This window comes from Halobacteriovorax sp. RT-2-4 (genome assembly GCF_047085445.1).
Lineage (GTDB): Bacteria > Bdellovibrionota > Bacteriovoracia > Bacteriovoracales > Bacteriovoracaceae > Halobacteriovorax_A.
The window spans coordinates 279,192-297,748 of the sequence record NZ_JBKIXY010000002.1; the positions used below are offsets into that span (position 1 = coordinate 279,192).

Here is an 18,557-nt window from a genome sequence, read left to right on the forward strand (position 1 = left end):
CTTGCCCCCGTCCTTAATGTGCGTGGCCATATTCAGACTCATCTGTTGAGAAGATATCTGAAACGCGAAGAAGACCAATTCCGCTAACAACAACTTCATCCCCTTTAGTGAATGCTCCAGTCAGCTCATGCTCGTCTATTAACTTAAAGAAGCCAGCTCTTTTACGATAAAGCGCACGCTCTTTACCAACCACAACGTAGGCACTATCTGGGATATTTACAAATCCCTTTGTGTACGTAGTTGTTTTAATAGCAAGTCTCTTCTGCGCTTCATTAGACAACTGAAAGCCGTGCCTTTCATCAACTTTCGTGATGGCCTTGCCTTCACCAGTTTTCTCTTCCCCGTGTCCATGATGATCGTCGTGGTCGCCATGTTCTTCATGATCGCCGTGCTCTTCATGGTCATCGTGCTTATCATGATCAGAATGTTCTTCATGCTTATGTTCGTCATGCTTGTGTTCGTCATGCTTGTGTTCGTCATGATGAGATTCACAGCCAACTAAACCGATCAGTAATATTATTAAGAATATTTTTTTCATATTTGTTCCTCTAGGATTGTTCCTCTTAGTAAATAGATATTCCATAAAGCTTCGACTGCTCCCATTTCGTAGTCGTTTCGCCTAATGGAAAAGTCCACCATTTGCCTGTGGGCCTCAATAATTAGCGATGTTGAAATCACACCGCGATCAAAGAGCTTTTCTATTCTCTTATGCTTCTTTTCTAAGACCGCCTGAGAAATCATTTTCTTGTAAACTGATTTGTAACGTTGATATTTTTGAATCCAATTCCTAAGATCGATTTGAAGATCAAGCTCATCGTAGCGAACTTGGTACTCACCCTTTTTAACTGCGGCCATCCCCTTGGCCTTTGCTCCATCATTTGTATTAAATACTGGTAAGTCAAAAGTAAGGCTTAGACCAAAGGCATGCTCTTTCTCATCATCAACTTTGGAGTATTCATACATCGGGCCAATTCTGAGATCACTATAAGCATTAGACTTGGCGACATCGTACTCAGCTTTTGCAACAGCAAGTTGTGCGAGTCCTTTCTTATAGTCAGTGCTATCTTTTAACTCTAATGACTTAAGGTTTATCTTCTTAAATTGGAACAACTCAGGAAGAGCACTTTTTGTGACGACACAATTCTTTCCCGCATTCAATTTCAGATGAACTTGGAGTTTAGACTTTTCAGCATGTAATTCAGATAGCCTGATATAGTAATCATCCATGGCAAAAGAAAGTGTTTCATACTCAACCTCTTGGCTTGGCGAAAGCGCTTTCCTAATCTTGCTCTTTTTATCAAGAACTTTCTTTAGAGAATCGTATGACTCTTGATAGACAGGTATAAGTTCTTGAACTTGTCTAAGGCGATACATATTTAGAATATTTTCTAAAACGACCTTTTCTTTCTCCCCTTTAAATTCAAGGCTACCAAGCTCTTTCATTCTCTGGGCCCACGTCTTACGCGATCCCCTCTTGCCCCCTAACTCAAAAGTTTGAGTGACTTTAATCATCGAGGAAATCTCATTTTTTCCAGGCGTGACAATTTCTGTTTCAACCTCAGGGTTATAAACCTGATTGGCCGAATTGATTTCACCATCAAGCATCTCCTCATTGGCCTTTGCCAAGAGATTCACTTGATGATTCGATTTAATTTGCTTCAAAAATTCATTGGCATCTGTGATACGACAACTCTGTCCATAGGTATTTATGCCCATGCACAAAGCGAGAATCACGATGCTACTTCGACTAGTATTCATCGCATTAATCCTTTAAAAATAAGAATGTTAAAACTTTAAATTTGTAATGTTACGATAAAGAAGGTGGCTTCTTTGCCGGGTCGAGGTATGGGGATTTGAAGAAATCCAATCTTGGTGTTTGTGTGATATTAATTTCAATTAGAGGTAATTTAATTTCGACAGTATGTTCGAGATTGGCCAAGAAGTGAAGACCTGTACAATGAATATGACAGTGATCAGAACCGCTGTCGTGATCGTCGCAATGATCTGGATGGTCCAATTTAGATTTTTCGACTTTGGTACTCTCCATATTATTTACAGACAATTTAATTTCATGGGCCTCATGAGTGAAGCTCACAAAAATCATAAAGACTGTGAATAGTGAAAGTAGAATTCGCATCATGAGTAAAATACTAACATGCTCAGATATTGGAGTCTAGCCTCCAATCTGTTTCCACTTTAAATTATTTTTATCGAAGTGCGCCTTAACTTGATCAAGCTTTTCACCGTGAACTTCAATATAGTCGTTCTTAAAAGCGCCACCAACCCCTAGAGACTTCTTTAAATCTTTAGCAAGTTTCTGACACCACTTCTTATTTGCTGGAAGATCACTTATTTCAACGATTGCTCTTCCTTTTCCAGAAGTAAGCCTTCTAATTTTAAGAACAAGTTCAGACTCGTTAACTTCTTCATTAGAATTATTTTTACTATTTTTTTTTCTTAAATCACCGGCCTCATCAGACCACACTAGTTTTGCATCTTTCATTCTTTAATCATAACTTAGAAACTAGAATTTGGCATTTTCAAAAATTCAATCTCTTCTGGTGTTGACTCTCGACCAAGAACTCCATTGCGATGTGGATAGCGGCCAAAACGCTCAATGATGGCCATATGCTGATGCATATATTGAAGGGCCATGTCGTTATCTAATTTTTCAAATAGTCTCAATCCCTCTTTTTGAATGGTAAGAGATTCACTGTGCATATAGGGCATGTAGAGAAAGTGTTTCTTTCTAGTCGTAAAACCTTCATCGGCTTTTTGGAGGATTGCCTCTTGGGCCAAGACCAAGGCCATATCATCACTTGCAAAGGAGCGTGCATCACCACGATAGATATTACGAGAAAATTGATCGAGGATAATAATTTCGGCCAAACGACCCAGATGCTCCTCCCTCCATTCAAATAACTCTCCTTTTGCTGCCTTTGTATGAAGTCTGCCAAAGCGCTCTTCAATCTCGCGATCAATTCGAGCATCTTTCATCCACTTTTGCTCTTCAGTAAGCTCATCAAACCAAAAATCAAGTACTTCGTGATACATAAACTCTCCTACTTAATGAAAAATTACCCGATATCTTGTTCAAAATTTGAAATCTAGGTAGAACCTTGTCATGAAACAATTAATCCTTCTAGCGTGTTTATTTACATTAACAAAATCAGTCTTTGCGGCCGTTAGCAAGGATGAGTATGAGCAAGTAAAAACTGCTCTTTACCAAGCTTATAGTGAACTTGCCCCGTCACAAAATGAAGTTTTACAAATTAACTTACCAATTGCAGGTTTACCTGATTCGTATTGGTGGGATATTGATATGATCCATGCCTCATATGTTCAGGCCACAAATCAAGAAGATCAAATTGAACACCGTATTTACTTAATGGGTGGCTTTGGTCGACTTGCTGGAATGACTCCTGACGGGCTGGCCCTAACGGCATGTCACGAGATCGGACACGGTATCGGTGGAGCTCCAAAGAAAGATGATCCAATGAATATGGGCTATCACTCTTCAATGGAAGGTCAATCTGATTACTTTGCAACAAAAGACTGCTTGGCGATCGTCTTTAAATACCTTCCAGAATTACGTGAAGTAAAAGAGAAATCAATCTACAAAGATCTATGCTCAAAACAAGATAAGCATGAGTACTTTACTTGTCTAAGACTTCTAACTGCTATGGAAGCAGATCAGGCCTTCTTTAAAAGCAATGGTGATGAAGTAAGTTTTGCGACATACTCTTCAAATGTAGCGACTGAGCTAAATACTGCCCCGTCATTTTATCCTAGTGCCCAATGTCGTTTTGATACGATGATTAACGGAATCTTAGACCTAGAGCGTCCAGAATGTTGGTACCCAGGTGGCGAGAAAAACGGAACATTGCGCTAAATACCTCCTATTTTTCGACATGTTCTCTATTAAATGCTAAGGTGCCCACTATTAGTAGAATTTAACCAAACAAAGGGTATTTAATGGAAACTCATATGGAAAAAGTAAGCTACATTATCGGTCGCCAAATTGGATCTGATTTTGTTGCACAAGGAATGGAAATCAATGCTGAAATTTTCGCAAATGCTGTAGCATCTGCAATGAAAGGTGAAGCAAGCCAACTATCACCAGAAGAAACTCAAAAAACAATGACTGAGTTCCAAGAGCACATGGCAAGACAACTTGCTGAAGCAGCGAACAAGCTAGCTGAAGAAGGTCGTGCATACCTTGAAACTAATAAAGCAGCCGAAGGTGTATCAACAACAGCTTCAGGTCTACAATATAAAGTTCTAGAAGCAGGTTCAGGAGCAACTCCAACTGCAGAGTCTACTGTAGAAGTTCACTACGAAGGTAAACTAATTGATGGAACTGTTTTTGATTCTTCATACCAAAGAGGACAAACAATTCAATTCCCTGTTGGTGGTGTAATTAAGGGTTGGACAGAAGCTCTTCAACTGATGAAAGAGGGAGACTCTTGGGAACTAACAATCCCATCTGAGCTTGCTTACGGTGAGCACGGTGCAGGAGCAAAGATTCCTCCACACTCAACTCTTATTTTCAAAGTACAACTTATCAAAGCAAACGTATAAGTTTCATAGGGGCCAAGTCATTGGCCCTTTTTTCTTAACTCTCTCATAACCTTTCTTAACCAAACTTAAACTTCTAAATTGTTAATAAAAAGCTACATTTCCATCCATAACTTATGGGAGGATTCATGAAAAAAGTATTAATCTTTTTGGCAACACTACCATTTTTCTTTAATACTGCTCTTGCAGAAAGAAAAAGCGGAGAAGAAGTAAAATTATCAACAACAGAGACAGTCGGTGCAATGAAGCACACAAAACGTTTTAGAAATTTCTTAAGCGCGGCCAAAATTGCAGGCCTTGATGATATCGTAACAATCGATCACCCGATCACTATCTTTGCACCGAATGATGCAGCATTTGCTAAGTTACCACCTGAAACAGTTGAGTACCTTCTAGCAAATCCACTTGAGCTAAGAAAGCTTTTACTTTATCACATTGGATATGGCCGCCATGAAAAAAGCGATCTTAGACAAAAGAAAGAAGTTAAGACATTCCACGGAAGAGTTATTCTTGTGGATCAAGACAGCGAAGAGTTTATCCTAAACTCAAGTACACTACGTCTTGGAACATTAAAGAAACACGATAGAAATATCATTGTTCATGAAATCAATGAAGTATTACTTCCTTCTGAAGAGCTTCCTGCAAACAACTTCCAAACAGTTGAGTATGTTGACCTATCTCGCTACCTTGGTACTTGGTACCAACAAGGTGCATATGACGCCTTCTTTAACCTAAGATGTCAGGGAACAAAAGCAGAGTATAAGCTTAAGCACAACCGCATTAGAGTTAAAAACTCATGTCAGCTAGTTAATGGTGAAGAAAAAGTTGATAAAGCTTATGCAAAAGTAGTGGATAAGATTTCAAATGCAAAACTTAAGGTTAGCTTTGTTCCTCTACTTGGATACTTTGGTGTTGGCGCTGGCGACTACCAAATCATCCACCTCGATGAAGAATATACTGAAGCTATCGTAGCTGATAGAAATAGAAATACGCTCTTCATTTTGACTCGTGACAGAGAAATTGCTGAGTCAAAATATGAAGAATTAGTACAAATTGCTGTAAATCAAGGTTTTAGACCGGAGTATATTAAGAGAACTCCAGTATATGAAGTTGTTGAGCCTGCTGAGCCAACTGAACCGACAGTAGAACCAACTGAGCCTAATGATCATACAGATGGTGACAATCATGACGGTGATCATGATGGGGATATTGTAATTACAGATCCAGTTGAGACTGAAGTAATATTTTAGAAAAAAGAAGGGCCAGATTCTGGCCCTTTTTTATTGAACTCTTACAAGATTTTTACAAACGATGATATTTCTCTCTTTCTTTGGGAAATGGGGAAAGAGATTATATTTTGAATCAAGAGAATCAACCATGAATTTACCATTCTTTTGTTTCTCTAAAACAAGATCATTAAAGCCTGTGAATTCGTCATCATGAAACCAACGAGTCTCAATCCCTGTATACTGACGATAGAGTCTAAACTCATCTGACTTATCTGTTTCTAGCTCGCCTTCAAGCACAAGAGACTTATCTCCTTTTTCAACAGTTGCATGACAGTATCCATCTTCACATTCAATACTAACGGTACAGCCACTAGAGCTCTCATAATTGCCTTCTAATTTTGCGGCAAAAGAATTAAGTGAAACTAGCGCAAGTAATGTTACTAAAGTAATTTTCATTGTGAACCTCATAATTTTTTTTTGAATCTAACAGAAATCAAATTCAAATCATATGAAGTGAGTAAGAAATATTATGGTGATTAGATTTTAAACAAGGGGGCAACGCCCCCTTAAGTAACTGTAATTATAGGGAATACATTTGAACAATGATTACCGCAAAAAAGATTGCTAGAAAAAGGCCCACACAGAAATAGAATCCCCAGACACTTCCCTGCTCTTCATCATTATTATAGTGTTGTTTAACCTTACCTTCATAATCGTATTTCTTTACTTCGACAGAAGTATCTACTGATGTGTTTTCCATACATCCTCCATTGGATTTAAATCAAAAAAATAAAAAATAAAAAGTTATAAATTGATCTAAGACAATGGTGGACTGAGTCCAGAATGAATTCCTTGATAGAATTTTGAATCGAGATTGATATAAGGTAATGAAAAGTGACCAAAGACAGAAATAACTAAATCACTTTCATCATTTTTTAAATGAGAATAATCATCAGGAAAGTCTTCCAAAGACTTGAGCTCTGGCGCCCTTGTTCGATTTTCGATAGAAGAGCTAGTCTCATGATTAAAGTCTAAGAATATTTTTGCACTATCCTCAACATCAATTTGAGTTGAAGATGCACTTGCGATACTTCCAAGAAAGAAGATCCAGCTAAATAGAAGTATTTGCTTAATTTTCAAAGCGCCATAGTCCTCTAACATTTGTTACGCCATTTACGCGCCACTTATCTTTCTTCATTAAGCTGAAAATAACTTCAACTGGCTTAAGCTCATATTGGCCTTCATTGATATTTTTCAAAATAATTGCATTTGTTTCCGCACGATTGGAAACAAGTGGTGGCCTAGTTAATTTCAATAAGGCAATTTGCATATCAAATTTATTATCAAACTCTGGAACAATAATGACAGTTCTTACTGTCGCTCGATTTCCTTCAACTTTGACATCAACCACTTTGAAAGACAGTAAACCTTGAATAGCAGAAAGAACCTCTTTCTTTGTCTTCTTGATATTCTTTTCCCAAGCAACGACATCATTTACGAAACCGCGATAGTCTGCAATCTGCTGCTGACTACCAAAACCAGGGTCGTAGTAATTAAAAGTTTCTTCAAAATTCGCTGAAAAAGTTTCTCTAATAACAGTTTCAACTGTTTGTTCAGGAGTAGGCTTAGAGCAGCTTACGAGTGAAGAAATTAAAATTAGTAGAATTACAAATCGTTTCATTCTAACAGTATACACGCTGGCCTAATTATGGCCTAATCATTTCTTTGTCAAATCTTTGTATTGAGAGAGAAGTCACTAAAACATGGAAAATACTAGAATAAGTATTACTTTTATAAATATGATCCGCAGGAAGTTTCTCCATTAACTCTTTATGAGCAGCAGCTAAATTCGTATACGGCAGCTCTGGAAAGAGGTGGTGAATAGCATGATAATTAAGTCCATTAACAAAGATAAAAAATGAACTTAATCCAGACTCAATTGTCACTGTATCAAGTAAATGCTCCTCCCATGTCATCGGAACAAGACTCTCGTTCGTATAGAGATGATTAAAGAGTGCTCGATACATATTCAGCGTCGAAGAAATCACAACGATTGAAAACCAAATCCATATCGTCTGCAAAGGAAGAACTTCCAGAAAAATCAATAGTCCAATTACAATTTTATAAAGTACACACATAAGATCATTTCTCACCATGCGAGCAATATCTTTTTTTTCATTTCTTATTGGCCTTTTATAGTCCATCGAAAATGCAAGAGTTGAAATATTCTGATAGACCCATTTCTTTTGTTCTGTATTTAAAAAGATATATGTCAGAGGGAGAATTCCAAAACGAATGACTTGAATGATAGGTAAAGCAACTGAAGCTAAGAACGGCCTTGTTAAGGTTAGGAATCGAAACTCAGAAATATACTTATATTCAGGGTCTCTTTCAGTGCCATAAGTTTTTTTACCATGGTGAAACAGATGGGCATCTCCAAGATAGACAGGATAAGCATTAGGCCATCCAAACAGGATATTAAAGGCTGTACGATAGCCTTTTACCTTCTTTGCAATATGACTTACTTCATGGACTAAGATGGTTCCACGATAGATAAAGAAGATAGCAAGAATGAATGTGAAGATATTAAAGTGAAAACAAGTATAAAAGAAAGCACTCCATCCAATTAGAGCATTAGAAAGAAGGTCAAACCAAATCCTACCTTTTTTTAAGGCATGATGATTCTTTAAGATCTCCTTCATTAACTGAATGTCATCTCTATTGATAGTTGTCTCTCTCATTATACTTTTCTAGCACATAAGAGAGACATACATAATATAAGAATTGAAAACTTAACTTAAATTAAGTGCTACTTCACACCATTTTTAATTTCTTCAACCACTGATGGATCAAGAAGTGTTGAAGTATCGCCAAAGTTATTGAAGTCATGGGCCGCAATCTTTCTAAGAATACGACGCATAATTTTTCCAGAGCGAGTTTTTGGAAGTCCTGGAACAATTTGAATTTTATCAGGGCGAGCAACAGCACCGATTTCTTTTACAACAGTTGCGTTAATAAGCTTTGTTACCTCGGCCTCGTCAGTAAGATTAGTTACAACGTATGCGTAGATCCCCTCACCTTTAACGTCATGTGGAAAACCGACAACAGCACTTTCAGCGATGGCATGATTCTTACCAATAGCATTTTCAATTTCGGCCGTTCCAAAGCGGTGTCCTGAAACATTGATAACATCGTCAACACGTCCAGTGATCCTAAAATATCCTTCAACATCACGTTTTGCGCCATCACCTGAAAAGTAATAGCCTTTGTACGTTCTGAGATAAGCATTCATAAAACGCTCATGATTCTTGTAAACCGTACGTAGCATTCCTGGCCACGGATACTTAATACAAAGCTTTCCTTCGGCCATTGTTTCACCAATTTCATGCCCATTATCATCAACTAACACTGGAACAATTCCCGGAAGAGGAAGAGTTGCCTTACATGGTTTTGTTTTCGTAAGCCCTGCAAGTGGAGAGATTAAAATCCCACCAGTTTCAGTCTGCCACCAAGTATCAACAATTGGGCATTTCTTCTTTCCAATAAATTCATTATACCAATGCCAAGCTTCCGCATTAATTGGCTCACCAACTGAACCTAGAACCTTAAGAGTTGAAAGATCGTACTTAGCAGGTACATCATCTCCCGCGGCCATCAGAGCACGAACCGCAGTTGGTGCTGTATAGAAATGTGTTACCTTATTCTTTTCAACAATGTCCCAAAAACGTCCCGCATCTGGATATGTTGGAACACCTTCAAACATCATTGTTGTGGCACCGTTTAGAAGTGGCCCATAAGTAATGTACGTATGACCAGTGATCCAGCCAATGTCGGCAGTACACCAGTACATATCATTTTCTTCTACCTGAAAAACGTTTGCAAAAGTATATGCTGCCCAAACCATATACCCAGCTTGAGTATGAAGAACTCCCTTAGGTGTTCCTGTTGAACCAGAAGTATAAAGAATGAATAATGGATCTTCGGCATCATGCTGAGGTGCCTCGTGTTTGTCTGATGCTTTATCAAAAACATCATGCCACCAAATATCGCGTCCCTCTTTCATGGCCACTTCATTTCCAGCGCGCTTATGAACGATGACAGTTTTTACACTCTTACATGCACTATCTTCTAGGGCCTCATCAACAATTGGCTTAAGCTCTGTCACTTTCGTTCCGCGAAGTCCCCCATCGTTAGTGACAAGAACACTACACTGAGCATCTTCAACTCTTCCAGCAAGTGCTTGTGCAGAAAATCCACCGAAGACAACTGAGTGGATGGCACCAATTCTTGCACAGGCAAGAACAGTAAACATAAGCTCTGGAACCATCGACATATAAATACAAACGCGATCCCCTTTTTTTACGCCAAGCCCTTCTAGCATATTTGCTGTTTTACAAACTTGAGCGTGAAGTTCTTTATAAGTAAATTCTTGATTGGCCTCATTCGGATCGTTGGCCACAAAGACCATCGCTTTCTTATCACCCTTCGTTGCAAGATGGCGATCAAGACAATTTTCTGTGATATTTAATTTTGCTCCATGGAACCAACGGATATCTCCGTCTTTAAAATTACCTAGAGTTACTTCATCCCACTTCTTAGAAAATTTAAAATTTTCTGCAATAGATCCCCAGTATTCTGTTGGATTATTTTTGGCCTGCTCATAGGCAGCTTCATATTCTTCGAAAGTCTTTAAACGAATATCCATATTCATTACCTCGCTAAATTACTTATTAATTTTTTATGTCAGAGGTAAATTTTCTCGCAACTTTTAAGATACGTCTAGTACTGGTAAGGATTCTTAACTTCTATTATCTTAGATAGTAAGGCCCTTAAATCATTCATCTGCCCATACCAGTAATTTGGCGATTCAAAATAGCCAAAAGTATACTTAAATGAAGGGTCATCCCAGCGCTTTGCTATCCAGGCACTAAAGTGAATTAGCCTTAATGCACGAAGAGAAGGAATGAGCTTTAGTTGCTCGTATGGAAATGAGCGAATGCTATCGTAGGCTTCTAGAAAGATATTGCGATCAATGACAGACTGTTGGTCATCCCCAGGGCAAATAGGCCAAACATCTTGAACCACTGGGCCCATTACCATATCGTCAAAATCAACAAAGAATGAGTCATCCCCTCGAAGGATGATATTACCCTTATGAAAGTCTCCGTGAACTCTTTGATAACTTACATTTTCAAAAAGTGGTTTTGATTCAGCAATGATTTGTTCGCAAATTGTAATGAAGTGCTCGCGAATATCAGTTGGAATATAATTTGTTGAAGCTAAGAACTTTAAGTTAGCGACTCCATAAGTCTCAGGAGTAAGCTTAATTCTGTGGTCAGCACTTTTTAAGGCACCAACACTGTGAATACGAGCAAGTGAGCGGCCCATAATTTCAAGCTGCTCGATATTCATCTCTTCAGGGTTTCGTCCCCCTCTCTTTTCATAGAGACAATAGAAAATTTTGTGGTTCGGCATTTCAAAGATAGTTGTGCCGTCAATTTTAAGTGGAGCAATTACAGGAATCTCCGCATCATCTAGATCCTTTATGAAGTCATGCTCATCAATGATCTGATCTTTCGTCCAGCGTCCAGGACGGTAGAACTTGGCCACAATGAAATTATCACTTGGAGACTTAATCTCTGCTTCTGGGCGATCCACCTCAATCTCATAAACGCGGTTTTCAATACTATTTAGTGGTAGGCAGCGCCCTGTTGTCTTAAAACCGACAGCATCAATAGCGTCTAGAATGGCCTCTGGATTCAATTGGAAGAAATATTGGGTTTCTTCACTACCCCATACATAATCAGTCATGTAAAAAATCATATGCTTGCGCACAGTGCCATGGCAATGAAAACCTAGGGTGTTAGAAAGCCTTATACTTAGGAGAGATTATGTACAAATTTGCACTTTTAGCACTTATTTCAACTTTTAGCTTTGCCGCAACTTTTGAATTTGTAGGCCCATGTAAAAGAGGAGCTCTTTTTAAGACTGAGATGCAGCTTAAAAAAGGTTCAACTGTAGGAAGTGCTACGATTGATCTTCTAAATAACTTTGGTATTGCTTATAAAGGAACTCAAAGAGCAATGAACTCGATCTTTGATACGCCAACAGGACTTGATGCCATGGAAGTCTTAAGTGATACACAAATGAATGCCCACGGTTGGTGCTACTCAGTAAACGGTCAAAGCCCAGAAGTATATCCAGATGAAGTTCCCCTAGGAAACGGTGATCACGTTATGTGGTGGTTTGGCTATGCTCACTACGATAGTGGTGAATGGCTAACACAATGTGAGCCAACTTGGATGCGTGCACCTTCACAATTTTGTAACTAAGCTGTTGCAATTAGCTCGAACAACTTAGTGTCGAGCAACCTGGCCTTGATGTGGACCAATCAGGTGCCTTAACAAGAAAAGGTCTTGTGAATTCATTTAACTCATATGGATTAGCAATGGCCTTTTCAAGATTTCTTAAAGACGTCTCATCCCCTTTATCTAAGTCATCTAAAACCATCTGCACAATATAGTTACGTGGTATAAAAACAGGATTCGCTTCATTCATAACTCCAAAGGCAATCATTGGATCGACTCTTTGAAGCTTCTGCTCTCGTTGCCACTTAGTAACCCAAGTATTAATTCGAGTAAGATCTGCATCACTTAAATCTTTATAGAAAGCATCTTGCCATGTAACTTCCTGCCCTTCCATCACACTCATTAGTGTTCGATAAAAGAGAGTCATATCAGCTTGTAGCTCATATTTTAAATCAAAGAGTTCATCGATGAATTCACGAGAACATGTTTTAAGCCCCAGCTTCTTTGCCACACTCTCCTGATAAAAGCCATGAAAATACTCAGGGTATTGATCAAGAGCTTCATCTAAACTTTCAAGGCAAACTGCTTGCAGGGCCTCCTTAAGTTGAGCAAGATTCCAATATGCAATACTTACTTGATTTATAAAACGGTAGCGTCTTTCTCTAAAGTCCGTTGTATTTGGCGTCCAATTCGGATCGAAGCGATCAAGCCAACCATATGGACCATAATCAATTGTAAGGCCTAAGATTGAAAGGTTATCAGTATTCATGACACCGTGGACGAAGCCCACACGCATCCACTCACTCATAAGAAATGCACTTCTGCGCACAACTTCTTTAAACATTTGGGCAATGCTCATGCCTGGAAAGTAATTATCAATCGTAAAGTTTACGAGCTCAGTCAACTCTTCTAATTCGTGATTGGCCGCATGGATCTGATAGTGCCCAAAGCGAAGAAAGCTAGGAGCAACTCTTGTGCAAATAGCACCTTTTTCATAAGCAGCATTTCCATCATAGAACATATCACGTAAGACTTGTTCACCTGTTTCAACAAGACATAGTGCTCTGGTTGTTGGAACACCCAAATTATACATGGCCTCCGAACAAATATACTCTCTTAAAGATGAGCGAAGAACTGCCTTACCATCGGCACCTCTTGAATAAGGAGTCAGACCTGCTCCTTTTAATTGTACTTCAAGTCCTTCATAAAGACCTAAAGTCATGGCACGGCCATCACCTAGCTGGCCGGCCCAGTGACCAAATTGATGACCACCATAGCGAGTCGCAATTGGAGCTGGATTATATGATTCTTGGTTGCCACTTAGCAGAGAAAGCCAAGATGACTTATGTTCTTCAGTTATTCCCATGGCCCTAGCAAGATCGCCAGACCAGCAAAGCTCTTTAGGAGCTGGGGATTTTTCTGGTGTGACACGACTAAAGTGTGCACCAGGAGTTTGTTGTGGACGACCTGTGAGATTTTTAAACTCACGTAGTCCTTTATATGCAGTTTCTAACTTAATCATAGTTACCTAATAATGTGGTGGCTTGAAATCCCTAAGATTATCAAGTGTCAATTGCTCTGCAGAATCCTCTCCTTGATTAGCAAGGAGGTTCCTAATATGTGTGACAAGTTCATCAATGATAAATTCTTGTTTCGTGACAACTTCGTTTAGTTGGCCAAGTAAATGATCTTGGTGACAAAACTTTTCTTCTAATGCGATTATTTTCTTTTCAAGTTCTTCATTATTCATGTCTATAAAATACTACATTACTCAAGTAGCGTCCATTTCTTAGTCGATGAATACTGTAGTTTTGGGCGCTTACAGACGTCAAAAATATTAGGATTTTATTAATAACTCCCCTTCCTTTACATGGTACAATTACTGCCATGAAAAAGAAGTGGAATATTGCCACAAATTTCATCTCCATCCTTCTTATTGGGTTTATTATTTACAAGCAGGCACCTGCTGTACTCAATAACTTTAAAAAAGAAGGAAGCACTCTTACTCCACAAGAGTATGTTGACCTTCGCACAAATCAAAAAGTCGATTTCCCTAGTAAGGATTTAAGAGATAGAAGCCTTGCTATCTTTTGGGCGACATGGTGCGCTCCTTGTAAAGTGGAAATGAAACGACTTCATCAATCTGTTTTGGAGGGCAAGCTCTCGCCAGATCAGATCTATGCCATCAATTCATTTGAAAATGAATCAACAATCAGAAGATTTATCGGTCAATCTCCATACGAGTTTCGCTTTATCTCTTCACCTTACGCAGTAAAAACTCTTGATGTAAAATCAACACCGACAACAATTCTACTTGAAGGCCCACACGTTAGTTCCATGAGTTCAGGATTAAGCTTTATTGGTATTTGGCGCGCAGAGCAATACCTTGCTAAGAAGTAGAATTCTCGACAAATAGTTCCTCACTAGCTACTATTAACAATACTTTATTATTAAACGAGGATTCTATGGGAAGAAAATGGGCCAATATCGTCAAGAAGAAAGGCGCTCTTGATAAGGCGAAAAGTCAGATTTACACAAAGCTATTATTTGAAGTAACAAAAGCAGTAAAATCAGGTGGCGACGACCCAGGCTCAAACTTTATCCTTAAAATTGCTCTTGATAAGTGTAAGGCAAATAATGTTCCAAAAGATAATATTGATCGTGCCATCAAGAAAGGTCTTGGCGGTGAAGATGATGGATATGAAGAAATCAACTATGAGGGTTATGGGCCAAATGGTGTTGCGGTATTTGTAGAAGCTTCAACAAATAACCCTACTCGTACAATTGCTAACGTAAGAGTTCACTTCAAGAAGGCCGGCGGCTCAATTGGAACAACTGGTACTCTACAATATGTATTTTCTAGAAAGGCGCTTTTTGAGGTTCCAGTTGCAGACCTTGATGAAGATGAATTCACTCTTGAGATGATAGATGCTGGAGCGGAAGATATTGAAGTGGAAGATGGCTACTTTTCAATCACTGGGCCAATGGAAGTATTCGGCTCTATCTCTAAGAAATTAGAAGAGATGGGAATTACTCCAGAAGAAGCGACTCTTGAACAGATTCCACAAACATTCAAAGAAGTTGATGATGAAACGTATTTAACTATAATGAAGATGGTGGATGGCCTTGAAAGTGATGAAGACGTTCTAAAGGTTTACCACAATATAGAATTTGATGAGCGTTTCGAAAGTTTATAATGGATAAAGCAAAACTAACATATACAAATGAACAAGGACGAGAGGTGAAAACCTCTCAGTTCTTAAAAAATCGCGGCTCTTGCTGTAAGACTTCATGTCTTCACTGCCCTTACGGCTTTACCTTAAATAAACACGGTATTCAAAGCCAAGAAATTTCAGCAAATGACATAACGAAGGCCCAGGCCATCGTCGATGCCAACCAACAAGAATCTCTATCTGTTGCCTCTTCTTTAATGGGTGCAGCTTTTGGCGGTAGCAAGCCTAAGAAATTAACAATAACAGAATCAAATTCGTGTGATTTTGCCTTTGTTGAGCTTAAGGGTGAGATTTTTGGCCTTATTGAAAAAGGTGGATTACAGGCCAAGAAGCTCTATCTCAAAGAACAATTTAAAGAGCAAGGTCTCGATCTCGATACAGTAAATTCAGTTATATAGACACTGTTCACTGTTTTTACACGCTCGTCTTTTTTTCAATTTCTCTGTGAAACCTCTGTAATCAATTTATATTGAAGCAGATTAAATGGAGAAAATATGAAGAAGATTACTCTACTTTCAGTAGTGCTCATGGCACTTCTTAGCTCACTGACAACTCAGGCCAGACGAGACGAATCGCCTTTTGAAAGAAGGCAGCGTGAACGTATGGAGGAGCGTCGTAAGCAGAAAGAACTCGAAAAGAGGGCCAATCAAATCAATTGGGGAGCAAATTACCAAGACCTTCTAAACGAGAATTCTCGCTTCTTCAAAAGACTATTTGATCGCTATGAAAATGGAAATATCGTAGGACTTGAGCTCGTTATTGCCTCAAGCTCTTGGTCTAATATTGAAAGTGGCTTTGGCCACACAATGCTACGTTTTGTCGACAATGTAGGAACTGAAGCAGATGACGTTGTTCTAAGCTTCGTTGCAAACGTCGACACTTTAAAGCTTAATTACTTTAAGGGAATTTTTGGTGGCTATCCTGTCTTTCCTCAAGTGAAAAGTCTTCGTATGTTTATGGATGAATACAATAACAAGCAAAGACGTGACCTTGATCGCTACATCATAATTTCTAATGAAGAAATTAGAAGTAATATCATTAGAGAACTTAAAACTCAGTGGGAACAAGTTACTAAGCACAGAATAGAAACTCAAAAATCGGTACTTCAAAATACCCTTGATGAATTAAATAAGTTTTCAACTGAAAAGTATGGCCAAGGTAATTATGGAATCCTTCCGCTACGCTCAGGTACAGGTTCGGTATTTGCCCTAACACCCGTTCCAAATAATCTGACTTCAACATTTAAGACAACTGTCGAAGAAGTTTTTCCTGTTAAATATGAACTACCTGAAAGTAGTGAATTAGGAGACTACACTTTCTTCTCTAATAATTGCGCTGGAGCACTTGTTAATTTTCTAAAGCAAGTTGGTTATCCATATCATAAGAAGATGGGCTTTAAAGGACGTATTCCTCTCGCTCTTCCAGATTATTTGCAAAGGGCCTTAATTAACCCATACCCTATTATTAAGATTCACTCTCTAAGAGAGCTTAAAGATAAAGTCGCTAATATTCTTGAATTAAAAGATGAGACATATCTGCAATACGATATCGACACAGCTCAAGTAAAGAAACTACAGAAAAAACTTAGCCTTAATGAGTTTAGAAAACTTAATGAAATCGCAACACTTGATTTAGAAGCTTTCAAGTATTATGCATCTCAAATTCAAGAAACGAAGGCCATTTCATTTGACGAGCTTCATGGCATTACTAAAGCACCAGATGCACTTTATGAAATATGCAATAACTCTAAATGTGAACAAGATGTGATTAAAGGACTAGAAGAGTTTTACGGGACAGGTAGCTTTTCTAAGATCAAAGAGATTAATAAAGAGAAGTCTCTAAAGTCCATCACAAGATGGAAGCGAGATCACGACACAAAAAGAAGAGAGAGGGTCATCACTCGCCCTTACAAAGGTTTATTAGTTAATAAGAAAATATTAGATCATCAAAAGAGATTCTACCTACTCGATTCGAGGTGGTAGAAATAGGAGAATTCAATGAGAAAGATTATGCTTTTAACATGTCTAATTTCTATTTTAATGGGATTTAGTACAAGAGCATCATGCCTTGAAATTTATCAAGAAAATCATCGTGCGCCTGACTATCAACAATTAGGGGCCGTCGTTGGGATTTCTTCTACGATTTCAGGTGTCACAGTAGCTGGTGGAGAGATTGCTCTAGGTTTATCAACGACAAGTGCAGTGGGTATTCTTCATCCCGATAGTGCTCTTAGTGATCTTACAATTTCTAAGTCAATCAAAGGCGCAGCTTCTTCAACTGTTGATACACTTTTTTATGGTGCCTCAAGTACATCTGCGGCCATGGGAATCATTAAAGACAGAGATTATAGAAAGCAAATTAAGCTTATCCAAGCTTCTGAGCTTGCTCCAAAGCTTATTAGTGGCGACATTATCGAAATGACAGGAATGATCAATGATACACGTCCTCTAGATAAGAGAGTTTCAGTTAATGAAGTTGCAAATGAAATTCAACTAGCAAATGAAAGAATGGAATTCTGTCTCGATAGTGAAAATCTTATGACAGTAGATCAAATACAAAAATATATTGGTGAACAACTATAAAGGAGAAAACAATGAAAAAATCGTTAATTGCCCTTGGACTACTATGTTCAGTAGCAGCTTCAACGCAAGCATCTTGTCTTGAGCTATACAAAGAAAGAAATAATGCTCCAACAGACAAGGCCCTTGCAACTGGTGCGGCCCTAAGTACAACTGGTGTGGCCGTGATCTATGGTGGTGTTGAGCTCGCTTCAACAACAATCGCTGCAGGTACTGCGCTTCTAGAAGATTCAGGAAATATCATTATCGACCTAATCGCTCTTGATATTATTGAGGATGGACTTTCATCTTCAACTCATGCTGTTTACCACGGATCATCTAGTACACTAGCTGCAACTGGTGTTATTGATGACAGTAAGAGAAACTTTAGAGGACAAATTGAATTAATCCAAGATGCACAACTTTCACCAAAAGTGACAGGATCAACTCTAGCTGAGTTTACAGAAGATCTAAATGATAGAAGATCTTCAAATGATAAAGTTACTGCTGAGCAAGTTGCTGACGAAATCCGCGTAGCTGATGCTCGTGGTGAATTCTGTATGGACGTTGATGATATGATGTCGATGTCAGAAATCCGTAACTACATCAATAATCAACTTTAATAAGTGTTTAAATAATAGGCCCTCTTCT

General features: G+C 38.5%; 24 protein-coding genes. 10 read left to right on the plus strand and 14 right to left on the minus strand.

Annotation, left to right across the window (positions count from 1 at the left end):
- Positions 1-13: 13 nt before the first annotated feature.
- The 5 genes from ACMAYL_RS11765 to ACMAYL_RS11785 are packed head-to-tail and all read right to left on the minus strand — an operon-like array spanning position 14 to position 3,054.
- A complete protein-coding gene (locus tag ACMAYL_RS11765) occupies positions 14-538 on the minus strand; it encodes a hypothetical protein (RefSeq protein ID WP_412471121.1) in 525 nt (174 codons plus the stop codon).
- Positions 535-1,758, minus strand: coding sequence for a TolC family protein (locus ACMAYL_RS11770; protein ID WP_412471122.1), 1,224 nt, complete (start codon positions 1,756-1,758; stop codon positions 535-537). The genes ACMAYL_RS11765 and ACMAYL_RS11770 overlap by 4 nt, the downstream gene beginning before the upstream one ends.
- A gap of 49 nt (positions 1,759-1,807) precedes the next feature.
- Positions 1,808-2,140 (minus strand): hypothetical protein, encoded by a 333-nt coding sequence (locus ACMAYL_RS11775; RefSeq protein ID WP_146037857.1) that lies wholly within the window; start codon positions 2,138-2,140, stop codon positions 1,808-1,810.
- Positions 2,141-2,173: 33 nt separating this feature from the next.
- Positions 2,174-2,503 (minus strand): hypothetical protein, encoded by a 330-nt coding sequence (locus ACMAYL_RS11780; protein ID WP_103218091.1) that lies wholly within the window; start codon positions 2,501-2,503, stop codon positions 2,174-2,176.
- 14 nt (positions 2,504-2,517) lie between these two features.
- On the minus strand, positions 2,518-3,054 hold the full coding sequence (locus ACMAYL_RS11785) for a DUF924 family protein (RefSeq protein ID WP_412470141.1): 537 nt from the start codon (positions 3,052-3,054) through the stop codon (positions 2,518-2,520).
- 70 nt (positions 3,055-3,124) lie between these two features.
- On the opposite strand from ACMAYL_RS11785, the gene ACMAYL_RS11790 reads away from it, so the two are divergent.
- The 3 genes from ACMAYL_RS11790 (at position 3,125) to ACMAYL_RS11800 (ending at position 5,828) form a co-directional block, all read left to right on the plus strand.
- Complete coding sequence (locus tag ACMAYL_RS11790; protein WP_412463189.1) at positions 3,125-3,892, plus strand: hypothetical protein; 768 nt, start codon at positions 3,125-3,127, stop codon at positions 3,890-3,892.
- 83 nt (positions 3,893-3,975) lie between these two features.
- Positions 3,976-4,581, plus strand: coding sequence for an FKBP-type peptidyl-prolyl cis-trans isomerase (locus ACMAYL_RS11795; RefSeq protein ID WP_412463190.1), 606 nt, complete (start codon positions 3,976-3,978; stop codon positions 4,579-4,581).
- 125 nt (positions 4,582-4,706) lie between these two features.
- Positions 4,707-5,828, plus strand: a complete 1,122-nt coding sequence (locus ACMAYL_RS11800; RefSeq protein ID WP_158246875.1) for a lipocalin family protein — start codon at positions 4,707-4,709, stop codon at positions 5,826-5,828.
- 30 nt (positions 5,829-5,858) lie between these two features.
- On the opposite strand, the gene ACMAYL_RS11805 is transcribed toward ACMAYL_RS11800, so the two are convergent.
- The 7 genes from ACMAYL_RS11805 to ACMAYL_RS11835 all read right to left on the minus strand — a co-directional run bounded on the left by ACMAYL_RS11805 (position 5,859) and on the right by ACMAYL_RS11835 (position 11,618).
- Positions 5,859-6,263, minus strand: a complete 405-nt coding sequence (locus tag ACMAYL_RS11805) for a hypothetical protein (RefSeq protein ID WP_412470142.1) — start codon at positions 6,261-6,263, stop codon at positions 5,859-5,861.
- Positions 6,264-6,387: 124 nt separating this feature from the next.
- Positions 6,388-6,567 carry a hypothetical protein gene (locus ACMAYL_RS11810; protein WP_103218097.1) on the minus strand — a complete coding sequence of 60 codons (180 nt, stop codon included), beginning with the start codon at positions 6,565-6,567 and terminating at the stop codon, positions 6,388-6,390.
- Positions 6,568-6,623: 56 nt separating this feature from the next.
- Positions 6,624-6,947, minus strand: coding sequence for a hypothetical protein (locus ACMAYL_RS11815; RefSeq protein ID WP_146037858.1), 324 nt, complete (start codon positions 6,945-6,947; stop codon positions 6,624-6,626).
- Positions 6,937-7,488, minus strand: coding sequence for a hypothetical protein (locus ACMAYL_RS11820; protein WP_392992550.1), 552 nt, complete (start codon positions 7,486-7,488; stop codon positions 6,937-6,939). The genes ACMAYL_RS11815 and ACMAYL_RS11820 overlap by 11 nt, the downstream gene beginning before the upstream one ends.
- A gap of 25 nt (positions 7,489-7,513) precedes the next feature.
- Complete coding sequence (locus tag ACMAYL_RS11825; RefSeq protein ID WP_412470143.1) at positions 7,514-8,548, minus strand: fatty acid desaturase family protein; 1,035 nt, start codon at positions 8,546-8,548, stop codon at positions 7,514-7,516.
- Between the two features lie 68 nt (positions 8,549-8,616).
- Positions 8,617-10,512, minus strand: a complete 1,896-nt coding sequence (gene acs / locus ACMAYL_RS11830) for an acetate--CoA ligase (RefSeq protein WP_392992552.1) — start codon at positions 10,510-10,512, stop codon at positions 8,617-8,619.
- Between the two features lie 74 nt (positions 10,513-10,586).
- Complete coding sequence (locus tag ACMAYL_RS11835; RefSeq protein ID WP_158246876.1) at positions 10,587-11,618, minus strand: serine/threonine protein kinase; 1,032 nt, start codon at positions 11,616-11,618, stop codon at positions 10,587-10,589.
- An 80-nt stretch (positions 11,619-11,698) separates the two neighbouring features.
- On the opposite strand from ACMAYL_RS11835, the gene ACMAYL_RS11840 reads away from it, so the two are divergent.
- Positions 11,699-12,139 carry a DUF4430 domain-containing protein gene (locus ACMAYL_RS11840; RefSeq protein WP_392992556.1) on the plus strand — a complete coding sequence of 147 codons (441 nt, stop codon included), beginning with the start codon at positions 11,699-11,701 and terminating at the stop codon, positions 12,137-12,139.
- Between the two features lie 10 nt (positions 12,140-12,149).
- On the opposite strand, the gene ACMAYL_RS11845 is transcribed toward ACMAYL_RS11840, so the two are convergent.
- Both ACMAYL_RS11845 and ACMAYL_RS11850 read right to left on the minus strand, forming a co-directional pair.
- A complete protein-coding gene (locus tag ACMAYL_RS11845; RefSeq protein ID WP_412470145.1) occupies positions 12,150-13,637 on the minus strand; it encodes a protein adenylyltransferase SelO in 1,488 nt (495 codons plus the stop codon).
- Positions 13,638-13,643: 6 nt separating this feature from the next.
- Entirely contained in the window at positions 13,644-13,865 is a 222-nt protein-coding gene (locus ACMAYL_RS11850; RefSeq protein ID WP_103218105.1) for a SlyX family protein, read from the minus strand.
- Between the two features lie 137 nt (positions 13,866-14,002).
- On the opposite strand from ACMAYL_RS11850, the gene ACMAYL_RS11855 reads away from it, so the two are divergent.
- The 6 genes from ACMAYL_RS11855 (at position 14,003) to ACMAYL_RS11880 (ending at position 18,529) form a co-directional block, all read left to right on the plus strand.
- Positions 14,003-14,515 carry a TlpA family protein disulfide reductase gene (locus tag ACMAYL_RS11855; protein WP_103218106.1) on the plus strand — a complete coding sequence of 171 codons (513 nt, stop codon included), beginning with the start codon at positions 14,003-14,005 and terminating at the stop codon, positions 14,513-14,515.
- Positions 14,516-14,580: 65 nt separating this feature from the next.
- Positions 14,581-15,312 carry a YebC/PmpR family DNA-binding transcriptional regulator gene (locus ACMAYL_RS11860; RefSeq protein ID WP_103218107.1) on the plus strand — a complete coding sequence of 244 codons (732 nt, stop codon included), beginning with the start codon at positions 14,581-14,583 and terminating at the stop codon, positions 15,310-15,312.
- The gene (locus ACMAYL_RS11865; protein WP_412470146.1) at positions 15,312-15,746 is read left to right on the plus strand and encodes a DUF5522 domain-containing protein; all 435 of its coding nucleotides are present in this window, start codon (positions 15,312-15,314) and stop codon (positions 15,744-15,746) included. Before ACMAYL_RS11860 ends, ACMAYL_RS11865 begins: the two co-directional genes overlap by 1 nt.
- Before the next feature lie 96 nt (positions 15,747-15,842).
- Positions 15,843-17,330 (plus strand): DUF4105 domain-containing protein, encoded by a 1,488-nt coding sequence (locus tag ACMAYL_RS11870; RefSeq protein ID WP_412470147.1) that lies wholly within the window; start codon positions 15,843-15,845, stop codon positions 17,328-17,330.
- Between the two features lie 15 nt (positions 17,331-17,345).
- On the plus strand, positions 17,346-17,930 hold the full coding sequence (locus ACMAYL_RS11875) for a hypothetical protein (protein WP_103218110.1): 585 nt from the start codon (positions 17,346-17,348) through the stop codon (positions 17,928-17,930).
- Between the two features lie 11 nt (positions 17,931-17,941).
- Positions 17,942-18,529, plus strand: coding sequence for a hypothetical protein (locus ACMAYL_RS11880; protein WP_103218111.1), 588 nt, complete (start codon positions 17,942-17,944; stop codon positions 18,527-18,529).
- The last annotated feature ends 28 nt before the right edge of the window (positions 18,530-18,557 follow it).

Coding starts and splice junctions, on each gene's coding strand:
- ACMAYL_RS11765 (WP_412471121.1), bottom strand. CDS start 538: ATGAAAAAAATATTCTTAATAATATTACTGATCGGTTTAGTTGGCTGT.
- ACMAYL_RS11770 (WP_412471122.1), bottom strand. CDS start 1,758: ATGAATACTAGTCGAAGTAGCATCGTGATTCTCGCTTTGTGCATGGGC.
- ACMAYL_RS11775 (WP_146037857.1), bottom strand. CDS start 2,140: ATGATGCGAATTCTACTTTCACTATTCACAGTCTTTATGATTTTTGTG.
- ACMAYL_RS11780 (WP_103218091.1), bottom strand. CDS start 2,503: ATGAAAGATGCAAAACTAGTGTGGTCTGATGAGGCCGGTGATTTAAGA.
- ACMAYL_RS11785 (WP_412470141.1), bottom strand. CDS start 3,054: ATGTATCACGAAGTACTTGATTTTTGGTTTGATGAGCTTACTGAAGAG.
- ACMAYL_RS11790 (WP_412463189.1), top strand. CDS start 3,125: ATGAAACAATTAATCCTTCTAGCGTGTTTATTTACATTAACAAAATCA.
- ACMAYL_RS11795 (WP_412463190.1), top strand. CDS start 3,976: ATGGAAACTCATATGGAAAAAGTAAGCTACATTATCGGTCGCCAAATT.
- ACMAYL_RS11800 (WP_158246875.1), top strand. CDS start 4,707: ATGAAAAAAGTATTAATCTTTTTGGCAACACTACCATTTTTCTTTAAT.
- ACMAYL_RS11805 (WP_412470142.1), bottom strand. CDS start 6,263: ATGAAAATTACTTTAGTAACATTACTTGCGCTAGTTTCACTTAATTCT.
- ACMAYL_RS11810 (WP_103218097.1), bottom strand. CDS start 6,567: ATGGAAAACACATCAGTAGATACTTCTGTCGAAGTAAAGAAATACGAT.
- ACMAYL_RS11820 (WP_392992550.1), bottom strand. CDS start 7,488: ATGAAACGATTTGTAATTCTACTAATTTTAATTTCTTCACTCGTAAGC.
- ACMAYL_RS11825 (WP_412470143.1), bottom strand. CDS start 8,548: ATGAGAGAGACAACTATCAATAGAGATGACATTCAGTTAATGAAGGAG.
- acs (WP_392992552.1), bottom strand. CDS start 10,512: ATGGATATTCGTTTAAAGACTTTCGAAGAATATGAAGCTGCCTATGAG.
- ACMAYL_RS11835 (WP_158246876.1), bottom strand. CDS start 11,618: ATGACTGATTATGTATGGGGTAGTGAAGAAACCCAATATTTCTTCCAA.
- ACMAYL_RS11840 (WP_392992556.1), top strand. CDS start 11,699: ATGTACAAATTTGCACTTTTAGCACTTATTTCAACTTTTAGCTTTGCC.
- ACMAYL_RS11845 (WP_412470145.1), bottom strand. CDS start 13,637: ATGATTAAGTTAGAAACTGCATATAAAGGACTACGTGAGTTTAAAAAT.
- ACMAYL_RS11850 (WP_103218105.1), bottom strand. CDS start 13,865: ATGAATAATGAAGAACTTGAAAAGAAAATAATCGCATTAGAAGAAAAG.
- ACMAYL_RS11855 (WP_103218106.1), top strand. CDS start 14,003: ATGAAAAAGAAGTGGAATATTGCCACAAATTTCATCTCCATCCTTCTT.
- ACMAYL_RS11860 (WP_103218107.1), top strand. CDS start 14,581: ATGGGAAGAAAATGGGCCAATATCGTCAAGAAGAAAGGCGCTCTTGAT.
- ACMAYL_RS11865 (WP_412470146.1), top strand. CDS start 15,312: ATGGATAAAGCAAAACTAACATATACAAATGAACAAGGACGAGAGGTG.
- ACMAYL_RS11870 (WP_412470147.1), top strand. CDS start 15,843: ATGAAGAAGATTACTCTACTTTCAGTAGTGCTCATGGCACTTCTTAGC.
- ACMAYL_RS11875 (WP_103218110.1), top strand. CDS start 17,346: ATGAGAAAGATTATGCTTTTAACATGTCTAATTTCTATTTTAATGGGA.
- ACMAYL_RS11880 (WP_103218111.1), top strand. CDS start 17,942: ATGAAAAAATCGTTAATTGCCCTTGGACTACTATGTTCAGTAGCAGCT.